Genomic DNA, 882 nt, shown 5'->3' with positions numbered 1-882 from the left:
GCGCTGTTCTTCACCCCCGATTGAACCTGTTATTCGGGTTGTTCGAGGGCGTTGGTGATGTGTTCGTGGACCGGAGGTTTCGAGGTTCTGGCCGACGGCGTGGGCGCGGGTGTATTCGTCGGCGTTGAGCCGGATGTGGGGGCCTGGGGTGGGCCTGTGGGCGAGTTCGCGTCTGAGGTGCTCACGCATTTCGCTGATGGGTAGGGATGCGAGGTCGGTGAGGATGTGAGCGCCGGTGGAGGCGGGGTCGTCGAGTAGGGCCAGGAGGAGGTGGTTGGTGCCGATCCTCTTCGTGCCCGAGCAGGGTGGTCTGGCGCAGGCTGCCCTCGAGGACCTTCTTCGTCTTCGCCGGTGTTCGGGATGTGCCCCGCGGCGCGGAGCCTGCCGGTGCGCTGACACCGCCGAGCTTGCACTCGAGGGCCGGCGCGGTGACACCCCACGAGGTCAGCGCCGCCGCTCCGGGGCCGCCAGCGTCGAAGATCCCGACCAGCAGGTGTTCGGTGCCGACTCCAGTTCTGGTGGTGGGTGCGGGCGGCGCCGGCGGCGAGGACGACCACTTGACGGGCTTGATCGGAGAATCTCTCGAACACCATGACGCGCTCCCTCCCAGGCGTCGCCGCGAGCTACGCGAACTACTGCTGAATTCCCTGCTGCCCATTCTGGGCGGTGCGTAGGTGGTTAGGGGTGGGATCGATGCGACCTCGGAACTGGTGGGCGTAATAGTGCTGTGACCTGGTGTGATGGCATGCCCCGGTTTGTGATGTGGGGGTCGCCGGCGACCTGTTCGGGGAGTGGCGGCGCCGGGGTTCCGGCGGGCGCGCGGGTGTCTGTTGCGTCCGGTTTTGAGTCGTTTTTGAAAGACGTTGATTTGCAAATTTGCAA

The 882-nt window shown here is 65.8% G+C and carries 1 protein-coding gene; it reads left to right on the top strand.

Annotated elements, in window-relative coordinates:
• Positions 1-500: 500 nt before the first annotated feature.
• Positions 501-674 carry a hypothetical protein gene (locus tag AC1D1G_RS45580; RefSeq protein WP_317571634.1) on the top strand — a complete coding sequence of 58 codons (174 nt, stop codon included), beginning with the start codon at positions 501-503 and terminating at the stop codon, positions 672-674.
• Positions 675-882 lie beyond the last annotated feature (208 nt).

This window comes from Rhodococcus sp. P3_B8 (assembly GCF_056402775.1).
The sequence above is the reverse complement of the archived record's forward strand: the minus strand, read 5'-3'. Positions and strand labels throughout refer to the sequence as shown.